Annotated in this window: 8 protein-coding genes; 2 read left to right on the top strand and 6 right to left on the bottom strand. The window is 42.2% G+C overall.

Features of this window, described 5'->3' with window-relative positions; translation table 11 throughout:
• From A3766_RS02300 to A3766_RS02285, 4 genes are all read right to left on the bottom strand, one after another.
• Positions 1-825: carbon-nitrogen hydrolase family protein (locus tag A3766_RS02300; RefSeq protein WP_068641589.1), on the bottom strand; the 825-nt coding region annotated here is incomplete at its 3' end.
• 79 nt (positions 826-904) lie between these two features.
• Complete coding sequence (locus tag A3766_RS02295) at positions 905-1,417, bottom strand: thioesterase family protein (RefSeq protein ID WP_197479203.1); 513 nt, start codon at positions 1,415-1,417, stop codon at positions 905-907.
• 124 nt (positions 1,418-1,541) lie between these two features.
• Positions 1,542-2,483, bottom strand: a complete 942-nt coding sequence (locus A3766_RS02290) for an alpha/beta fold hydrolase (protein ID WP_068641587.1) — start codon at positions 2,481-2,483, stop codon at positions 1,542-1,544.
• Between the two features lie 122 nt (positions 2,484-2,605).
• Positions 2,606-3,526, bottom strand: coding sequence for a fatty acid desaturase (locus A3766_RS02285; protein WP_082907006.1), 921 nt, complete (start codon positions 3,524-3,526; stop codon positions 2,606-2,608).
• Positions 3,527-3,647: 121 nt separating this feature from the next.
• Between A3766_RS02285 and A3766_RS02280 the strand changes: the two genes are divergently transcribed.
• Positions 3,648-4,697: an AraC family transcriptional regulator gene (locus tag A3766_RS02280; protein WP_068510674.1), complete on the top strand. Its 1,050-nt coding sequence runs from the start codon at positions 3,648-3,650 to the stop codon at positions 4,695-4,697.
• A gap of 449 nt (positions 4,698-5,146) precedes the next feature.
• On the top strand, positions 5,147-8,194 hold the full coding sequence (locus A3766_RS02275) for a Tn3 family transposase (protein WP_068641586.1): 3,048 nt from the start codon (positions 5,147-5,149) through the stop codon (positions 8,192-8,194).
• A gap of 62 nt (positions 8,195-8,256) precedes the next feature.
• Here A3766_RS02275 and A3766_RS02270 read toward each other — a convergent pair whose 3' ends face one another.
• A complete protein-coding gene (locus A3766_RS02270) occupies positions 8,257-9,423 on the bottom strand; it encodes an FAD-dependent oxidoreductase (protein WP_068511478.1) in 1,167 nt (388 codons plus the stop codon).
• A gap of 732 nt (positions 9,424-10,155) precedes the next feature.
• On the bottom strand, positions 10,156-10,737 hold the full coding sequence (locus A3766_RS02265) for a TetR/AcrR family transcriptional regulator (RefSeq protein ID WP_068510848.1): 582 nt from the start codon (positions 10,735-10,737) through the stop codon (positions 10,156-10,158).
• Positions 10,738-10,823 lie beyond the last annotated feature (86 nt).

Raw genomic sequence — 10,823 nt, 5'->3', positions numbered from 1 at the left:
ATGTTTCTCTGCCAGATCAACATCGGCAACGATAACCCCAGGCCCTTCTTCAGCAGCTAGGCGTTTGAGAATATTTCCTTTGCCATCGGTTATTTGCGTCTCACCAATGAGAGAAGATACAAAAGGAAGACGCCCCTTCCCTCCTGCCAGCATCGGATACTGCCCTACTATTTCGCCACAATGTGCTGCGTGAATATTAGGCACCCCCAATAATTGTGCGAGTCTTCCGGGTGTAGCGTACATTATTTCGCGATTTGCTTTATCCGATTTGTCACGAAATGAGCCCATATTCCAATTAGATGCAGCCGTCCACCAATGGCTACCAGTCATTAAAAAATCGATTCGATCTTTTAAGCGGTGAACAGTTTGGGTCCTGATCGTTTCCCAACACATAGCCGTTCCCACCCGGCCAAAACTTGTCGCGTGATGACCATCAGATTGACCACCAATATAAAATGCATTCTCAATCATGGTCGGTAAGTCTTTGTCGTGCTTTGAAACGGTTCCATCAGGTTGAACCAGGACATAAGTGTTATAAACATCTTCACCACGTTTTTCCAGATAAGAACCACCTATCAAAACGTCATTTGAGGTCGCAATATCGATAAGCAAATCGAGTGCTGCGTTATTTGATTCTGGCAACGAACAACCTTTCACGCTGTCACAAAGCACGATGGTTGTTGTAAAAAATTCTGGGAGAGAAATGACTTCCGCACCGTTGCTGATGGCGTCATTAACAAGCTCTTTGATATGACCGAGGTTGTAAGAAATATCACCTTTACGGCCTTGCATTTGAACAGCTGCAACACGACGTACACTACTCACTATGGTTTCACCTATCTAAGCTAACTCAGTTTTTATACTAATTCTAAGAGGAATAGAAATCTTGTACGTTTGGGCTATATTATCTATGGCCTTGTTTTTTTGAGGAGCTTCCAGGCTTACCAGAATTCAGAGCTAAAGACATATCAGAAGGCATCTTTGAAGGTCTTCCATTTGACAGTTTGATACAGGCAAACTCCATTGATGCGGTTAAAACCGTTTTTAAATCCGATACTCTAATCAGTTGAAACGCTCTTCCACACTTGAAGCGTTGGTCGTTAAATGAGATCCAAGTCCCTAGCACTAAAGAATCGCCGACATAAGATGCAATTCGATAGTTCAGCACAGTGTTGGTTATCGCAAGAGCAAAACCAGACTTGTGCATGGTATCCCACCCATAGCCTAGACTCTCAATGTGTTCCCAAGCAATAGCTTCCAGCCATTCCAAGTACTTAACATTATTGGTATGTCCTAAACGATCCACATGGTCGTCATTAATTTGGATCTCTTTTGTGAAAGGTTTGGGGTATTGCCAGGCACTATTTTTAATACTGTCTTTAGTACCATTTTGGATTCCATCAGGCATATTGTTCATCAGCTCACTTCTGTGGTTATTTCTGATATCAAGAGCGCACCAGTCTGTTGAGGCAGTTATATGATTTTTTGGCATATTACTTCTGTTCATGAATACTTATTCAGCTTACTCAAAGTTTTTACTCCTACCGCTGCGTTCGTTCTGCCTGTTCAATATGCTCAAGTATTAGATGACTCAATTTAGGACTAAGCTGCCGAGGAAGGTCATGCCCCATACCTGGTACTAAATAAAAGTCGGCTCTCGGTATGCGTTTAGCTATGATTCTCCCGCAAGCAGGTTTAAGTAAAGGATCGTGACTGCCATGTATCACCCGAGTAGGTAGCGGGACATTTTTAATGTACTTCTCCAGACTCCCTGTCGAGAGAATCGCTTGCAGTTGTCTCAATGTTCCTGCTGGAGAATAGTCTCTCTCGAAGCCTGCTCTTACCATTGCTTCAATATCATGCTTAGGTGTTGGATATTCTGGGCTTTGTATAAGCTTCCAAAATCCCATCCAACGCTTTATCTGATCTTCTTCTGATTTCGGTCTACGACCTGAAAGCCCAAACTTGATCATCAAGGAGAGATCAGGAAATGGAAGTTTGGGGGAATTGGTTGACGACATCATTATGCTAAGCGAAGCAAGCTGCTCCGTATAATTCGCTGCTAATATTTGTCCAATCATACCTCCCATCGACACACCGATAACATGCGTCGACCCCAAATTAAGCGCCGTTATTAAATGAGAGGTGTCTGCCGCCATATCATGCAACGTATAATTAGCTGAAGGGGTTAACCCTAATTTATGAGACAGATAAGCTAAGCGCGTATCAATCCGATGTTGTGACTTAATCTTCCCGGACAGACCAATATCTCGATTGTCAAAACAGATGAGTCGGATGGGTTTCTGTAGCAACTGCTCAAGCAAATGATCAGGCCAATGGGTCATTTGACAACCTAATCCCATGATCATCAGAACAGGCGTGCCTTTGGGATCACCATATTCCCTCACACACAAGCGAACCGATGGCGTATCGACGAAATACTCATCGAATTCAAGCACTTCTAGTTTCATCGCAGTATTCATACAAACACCTCGGATTTATGATTACCTGTTTGCACCTTAGGAAATCTGTTACGTCTCTTAAACGTCCCTAGATCATTGAATGGGACGCCGTGAGCCTTCATCGCCTTGTGTGCATCTTTAGCCTAGAGCTGGCGAATATAAAAGGGCTCTCCAACAACAAAATGATGAATACCGTGAGTACTTCCAAAGTTGAAACAAAATAGCTGCAAGGGCCAGAAATACCAGTGCTTGAGTACCTGGGTCTGCTTAAGTACTGAGTCCACGTTGCCATAGTAGTGCATACTTGAACTGATAAATATCAAACAAAAAGAGCGCAAATAGTGTGGTGCAATCAGTATGACTACTGCCTGATTAATATAGCTCATTAAAACTAAAGTCGTATCACTCCAAGCTACACTTGCTCCTAACAAGTGTGATACTCCGCTTGTCAGATGATAACCAAGAAATAGATACCAAACGGAAACTGCTACGATGCCAAAAGGAAAATAGGCCGCGAGTAAGCGGGCAACTCTAAAAGCCTTACGAGACTCATTTCCTAATAAAATCTTGGCGATATTACCAAATACGGGATCAAACATTATCCACCATCTTAGTGCTGTATATGCCTGACCGTTACCAATCCCTCGCTCTTCTATATCTTTCTCAGTGCCCGAGGTTTTATGGTGAAGAAAGTGAAGGTGACGTCGTATCCAAGGGTTAATGGTTCCTGGTCGGAATATCCACACACCAAGCATCATGAAATGGTGAATCAATTTGTTGTTTTTAAAGTACTGCCAATGAATCAGGTCATGCTCCAACTCATGCAGCAGTGACGTTAGAATCGCTACAACTAAAATACATACGAGAGCGTTTATCGTACCGTTCAAGTAGAAATAGGCAGAAACACATACGCCCATAATACTGGCAATAAAAATCGAGAGTCCGATCAAATTCGTATTGGCTAGTATGGGAACCTTTCTGCGCCAGTGATCACCGCTTTCACGAATTGCTTGTCGTATCAAAGCGACTTTTTCTTGTTCTGATTGATTGCTTTCTATGGCCATGGCATCTACTCAAATATTTATCTTTGATAATGGAAAGCGTACTATTTATTGTTATTTAGGGTCACTTTTAAATTTACAGTTGGCCTATTTAAACAACACCTAGGACCTTAAAGGCAAACTAATGCCCAAGAATTTTGAAGATCTCGCCATTTTTCCAGGCTCAGAACTAGAACTTATTCGCCGCTTTATGGCTTGTGAAGGCGTAGCTGAATCAAACTGGTTATTTGGCAGTGGTCTAGATTTTCAAATCTCTCAGTCACTAGGTAGCGCGATATCTCTTAAACAGTTTGATGTGATTTATCGCAATGTTTATCGACTAGCAAACCGACCTGGCTTAGGTATTGATTTTGGTTTAGCACTGAACTTGTCGAGATGGGGAATGTTGTCATCAGCACTACTCTGCGCAAAGACACTGGGCCATGCTTTGGCTATTGCGGATGAATTCAAGGAAATTCTCCGAAGTCGTTTTACGATATCAAATCAGCAGCAAGGCAATATGCTATTGATAAGTCTAAACCCAAATCCCGAAATGAATTTTCCAGTAAACGATATCTTTGGCTATGAGATTTTCCTTGGATCCTTGAAAGCTCAAATTAGCCAACTTATTGCAAAACCATTTCGCTTTAGTGAAGTGAAACTTCCTTATTCAAAACCGCTTAATGCTAGGTATTATCAAAAGATATCAGAAAGCCCAGTGCAGTTTGAAGCTCCATCAGGACAACTCTCTATTCCCTTAGACAAGATGCAACAAGCCCTTCCTATGACAAACCGAGTCACAAGCAAGGTGGTAATTTCGCAATGTCGAGACGAATTAGAAAGAGTTAAAAATGCCAGATTAGGAGATATAGTCTTCACCGTAAGAAGCATGCTTGCCCAAAGTGAGGGAGATCTCCCAGAACTACCCCTAATAGCGAGCAAGCTATCAATGAGTCCTCGAACCTTAAGACGCCGCCTACAACAAGAGCATGTACAATATCGGCAACTTTGCGAACAGGAACGACAACAAATAGCGGTCTCGTTGCTATCTGCAGATACTTTAAGCCTGAAGGAAATTGGTGAATGTTGTGGTTTCAAAGACATTGCAAGTTTTCACAAAGCATTCAAACGCTGGACTGGTGAAACACCTGCGCGATATAGACGAAATTTACACTCTCGCGATATTCTTTCTTAAATGAGGGAAAATTAGATACTTGCTATTAATTTACTTTGTGAAGCCAGATGACAAAATCCTTTTCCCTTATTTCTATCTGCTTTGTCTATAAAGTGAATAACGGCCAATGTCCGCTAACTCATCACAGCTGCCCAAGAGCAAAATCCGCCAAAGGACTGCTTAGTGAAGATGGCAGACTGTCAGAAAGGTAGTGCTTTGTGCTCAAAGCTAGAATCCTACGACGACGTTGTATCAGGAGGTTTCATGGATGTTTGCCAAAGGCGGCTTTAGCCTTCGTCATGACATAGTTTATTATCCGTTTAAAGGTCTGGAGGCAATGTTAGCGTTTGCCTGACATACACACCAAATATTGAGAAGGGAATTAAAACTGTTTTCACGCTTAACTGCTAAGTTTTTCTTGCCAGGCACCGATAAGTAATTACGCACCATAACAATAAGAGCGTACTAACATGCCAACTATTAATATCTTAAACGAGTCTGAAAGACAACTATTCGATACCCCTCCTAAATTTACCAAGGAAGATCGCCAACGTTACTTCTCTATTCCTTCTGAACTGAAATCAAGCATTACGCGAACCAACCCCATCGAGAGCCGAATTGGGTTTGTTGTACAGTTTGGCTACTTCAGGTCGCGAGCTAGATTCTTCAATTCTGCGCAATATCGAAAGCGAGATATCAATTATGTTGCCAAGATTTTGAACGTTGAGCCCCCTACTTCATTGGTTAACTACATTGGATCGTTAGTTACAAGGCACAGGAATAAGATTTTAGACTTTCTGAACTGGGAACCCTACGACAGCAGCATGGCTGAAACTTTAGTAGGTTTAGCGAAGAATTTTGCAGCTCAAAAGGAAAAGCCAAAACTGATATTTGACGTTCTTACAGATACTTGCTGGAAGCACCAAGTAGCTATTCCAAGCTTTAGGGAATTAAACACAATTATAACAGAAGCATTCAATGAATCAGAGCGAATGCAAATTGCTGATCTTCGCAAGGCTATACAGCCGAGCCATTCAGATCTGTTGGACTCTCTATTAACTCCAATAAGCGCTGGAAGCAGAACAACTACCCTATTGGCATCATATAAAAACATTGATCAATCGATGCGACCAAAGGACATTAAGCAAAGTGTCAAAGACATGGTCGTATTCAACGAGATGTTCGACCAACTTACAGATGTTTATGATGTGATAGATTTAAAAGATAAGGCTACAAGGTATTATGCAGAATGGGTGCGCAAAACCGATATCCAACAACTGACCCAGCTCACAGACCAGGAGAACATTTATCTTCATCTGCTAGGGTTTGTTAAGCACAACTATTTCTCTAGACAAGATAGTCTTGTTGATGCATTGATGAAATCGGTCACATCAACACTGCATAAGGCTACTAGTAAGCAAGCAGAACATGAGCGATTAGTTAAGGAGGAGCGTGATAAGGCAGTTCAGGAACTAAGTAAGTCTCATAAATCTATTTCAAAGCTCGCCAAAGATATTATCTCAATCGTTGAAAGCCGATTATCTACGCCAAACGAGAAATACTACAAAATAGAAGAGCTTGTTTTTGATTATCAGAAAAAGGACGAAATTGACTACAGCCTGTTAGAAGAACTAGATAATCAACTTAGAAAAGAAAGCAAAAACCAAACTTACTACCAGTTGCTCGAATCGCTTTCTTTAAGGCTACAACTCAAGGCCACTCCGATAGTAAGAGCTCTCTCCTTTGATGGCGCATCAAAGGCAAAGGATTTATTAGCTGCGATAGCGCACTTCCAAGAATCGGATGGAAATGTGGGAAAGTCCCCTCCTATTAGTTTTTTGACAAAGCAAGATCGTGCAGCAGTAGAGCGCAATGATTTTTCAACTTCATTGTACAAGTGCCTCCTATACATCTACATATCCAAAGGGATTAAGTCGGGAGACTTAAATATCAACTGCTCGTATCGTTTTCGCAGTATTCAAGACTACATGATTGATAAAGAATACTGGGAGGCACATAAATACCAGATCTTGCGTGAGTGTAATTTACTTGAGTACATAGACGGCGAAGCGTATTTAGCTGGTTTGAAGTTGGGGCTTCACGAGAAATACAAGGTCGTCAATGAGCATTTAGTAAAAGGGATAAATACAGCGCTCACTTTTAAGAATGGTCGAGTATCTAGAGTAAAAACATCGAAAACCGATTTTGAAGAGAAGTCATTTATTTCGGATGCGCTGTCCCAGGATGGATATATTCCAATTCTTCAACTACTCAAGGAAGTTAACCAAGTATGTCAGTTTACTCAAGACTTTCAGCATCTCAGCCCCAAGAACGTTAAAATGAAGCCAAAGGAAGAAACACTAATGGCCGGAGTTTTAGCAAAGGGCTGTAATATCGGTCTGGGCAAACTTGCTAGCATCTCAGCTGGCATTGAGGAGCATACGCTCCACAACACGGTTAACTGGTTTTTCAGTCTAGACAATATTCGAAAAGCTAATAACCGGATCGTTGATGCGATTCATAATTTGAAATTGTCGAGTGCTTATCTCAAAGACCCAGAAATTCTCCACTCATCGAGTGACGGAAGAAAGGTCAATGTTGATGTAGATTGCCTGCACGCAAACCACTCCTACAAGTATTTTGGAAAAGACAAAGGCGTGACGATCTACACATTTATAGATGAAAAGCAGTCGTTATTCCACAATTCAGTATTCAGCGCTTCAGATCGAGAAGCTCCATACGTTATTGATGGCTTGCTTCAAAATGAAGTGACTGACCTTAAACAAGTTCATTCAACTGATACACATGGCTATACAGAGCAAATCTTTGCAGTTTCCCATTTCTTGGGAATAGCGTTTGCTCCAAGACTTGCCAACATCGGAAACCAACAAATATATAGCTTTTCTGCACGGAAAACGTTTTACGACAAAGGCTACCGCCTACTTCCAAGTCGGCCTATCAGTAAAAACCTAGTGCTTGAACATTGGGATGACATTTTAAGATTTGTCGCGACGATTAAGATGAAGCACGCGACTGCTTCACAACTGTTCAAAAGATTGAGTTCCTATTCAAAAGAGCACCCTTTATATAGAGCTCTTAAAGAATTTGGAAGGATCATCAAATCACAGTTCATCCTGACCTATTTTGATGATGAGGATCTGAGGCAACAAATACAAAAGCAGCTAAACAGAGTCGAACTTTCAAATAGATTCTCTCGTGCGGTATTTTTTGACAACGACCAAGCTTTTCAAGAAGGCGTCCTCGCAGACCAGGAAGTTGCGACTGCCTGCAAGCTACTTCTTCAAAATTCAATCATACTCTGGAACTACTTATACTTATCCGACCTTGTTGCTAACACTTCTGACCGTGAAGACAGAAAAGATCTTATAGAATCAATAAGCCAAGGATCTGTGATAACTTGGAAGCACGTTAATTTACGAGGTGAATACGATTTCAGACGGAAAGCTTCGAATGATGCTAGATTCGACATGGATAAAATCAGATCCATCCAGCTATAGAAAGATGAATACATTTTCTATATATAACGGCATGTTACGAATCTAAATGTAAAATCTGCTCCCTATATTGTTGGGGAGCCTATTTTAGTGGTGTGTCGTTCTCGGTCAAGTTCACTATAGTCGAGGCGTTTAGTGGCAATGTTGGTAAAATTTCCCTCCCCTTTCGCTACGGAGGGAATCAACTTACTCACCAGTAGCCTCGCTACAGTTGCATTGCCATCGGGGAAATATCTGGCTTCATAAGCTTTGCCTGTACTCATCGTCAGGAAGTCGGCTACTTCACCCAACCAGCCCATCGCTCTGAGCCCTGGCGCGCCAAGCATGATGGCGTGAAGAATACTGTCCTTCCAGCCAGAGTACCCGAACATGCCACGACTAAAAACATCTAGCATACGAATTGTTCTGCCCGAAAACCCGACTCTGTCGCGAAGAAAACTATTGTAACTGGTGGTTTTTGAGTACTTATATTTCTCGAAGAAGGACAGTTCATCAAGGTAGTCGTGCTCGCCGGATACGAATTCGATCAGTTTTTCTTTTTCAGATTTATTATAAGGCAATCGTTCTATCGCTTCGCGATAGCCTTCCTTCGCGTGTAAAAAATTAATCCAATTTCCGCCAAGGTTAACGTGACCATTATCAGTCGCAATCGACATGCCTGCATCGTGATCGGTATTGCCCAAGGGGTAATCTTGCGTCATATTGGATTCCATGATATCGGTATCGATGCCCAAGTCGTCCAATACTGAGCGGGAAATATCATCGTAGCGGTCTGGGAACTCCAAGTTTTGCGAACCGCCAGCCCCCAATAACGTTTTACCTTTGACCTGGAATTCGTTGCGCTTGGCATGTCCGCCGAAATCGTCGTGATTATCCAGAATCAGAATGCGTGCATCATGGCCCATTTTTTTTCGATAAAACCACGCTGCAGACAATCCGGATATTCCACCACCAACAATTACCAGATCATAGTGCTCGTGAAGCTTTTGGTAGTGCTGCGGTTTCTCACCACGCCATGCCAGTGAGTGGGCCACTTCAAAGGATCCCTTATGGCTGCCCCGCAAGCCTGTCAAAGTTGGTGGATAGTAATCCGCAGGTAAGGGGCCAAGCGTCGTCGCCTCACCAGATGCGCCCAGTAGCTGAGCCCATGCAGTGCTACTGGATAGACCCATCGCTCCTATTGCCAATGCAGAACCATTCAAGAAATCACGTCTTGTTATACTTTTTTTCATATTGATATACCGTAAAAATATTGACCGAGCCGCTTTTAGTCCGCCGGTGAGTCACAAGCCAAACATCGACGAAATTAGCTCGAAAGATCCTCGCCTGACGAGTTGATATTTACATTGCTGGATTTTTGATAAGATAGAAAGCCACCATAGAAAGCAATGCGATAGTTAAAATAATTTGCAATCCCTATTAGTAACAAGGATTTTTTTGTTTTCCGGTAACCAATGAGCTTTAGTGTCAATCGGAGAGTGCAGTGAAAAGAATACCGAAATTATGTCCACGACGATAAATATAACTGTCGAATTGTAAGCGGCGAGATAAAAAGTTGTAGCTATGGACATAGAGGTTTGTGACTAAATTTATTGAATTCAAATTCATCAAAGTAACAGTCGTATCGGTGATCATGGAGCTGTAGATTTATCAGTTCCAACTCACCAGATATCACACTTCATTATTAAATCGATTTCTATTGGATCGCACCTGTAGCCGCGTCACTTCGCAGTAGGGTGAAAATATACCCGCGTAGCGTCGGCATTAATTGACATAAAAGGCAATCGAGTTGATATTTAAGGACGTCGTCCAATCCTCTCCAGTCGATCTCCTAAATTCACAGGACGGGCTCGAACTGTGTGTCCTACTTCTAAAACAGACAAGATTCGAACTCGATTTATCTGATTTCCGAAGATAACAAGAAGGTAGTGTGATTTTAAAAAAAGAATTTCGGGGATCAGCGGTCAATAGAGCCGTGACAGATACGCACTCACATGTTGCTTCTGCCGCTTTACAGGCCAATCTTTGGGAGCCAATGACGCCTTTAGACCCAGACCATCCACATAAGTGGCCAACATTTCAGCTTCTAACTGTACATCTAGATCCGGTCTGAGTTCACCGGCCGCCTGTGCTTTCTCGATGAAACCGGAAATACCGGCTACCCAGTCCTTTATCCAGTGTGTTTGAGTTTGCTGCAAAGCTTGAGAATCTCCGGCCCGCTGCCAAAAGTCTCGCCAGACACAGAATTCTTTTTGCACAGTTTCGTTGATGGGCAAAGTTTGCAGCAATAAGTTCTCCAAATCCTTCGGGTTGTCTTGTATCGCCTGCACTAAACGATCTTCAGTAGATTTAATTACCTGTTCTAATGCGGCCTGGAGCACATGTTCTTTATTATCGAAGTAATAATTGACCATGCCCTCTGTACAGCCACCGGCTTCGGCGAACTTAATCATGGTTACCTTGTGAATACCATAATTAGCGATGGCTTCTACCGCCCCTCGGGCAATGGCCGCGCGCCTTTCTTCATGATCTACAATTTTCGGCATACTCTTTTGAACCTATAAACAATAACAACCTAAACTATCCCGATAGTATATTAAATATTGATCAATATTAATAATTCATGTTAAAA

This window comes from Oleiphilus sp. HI0132 (genome assembly GCF_001635845.1).
The sequence above is the reverse complement of the archived record's forward strand: the minus strand, read 5'-3'. Positions and strand labels throughout refer to the sequence as shown.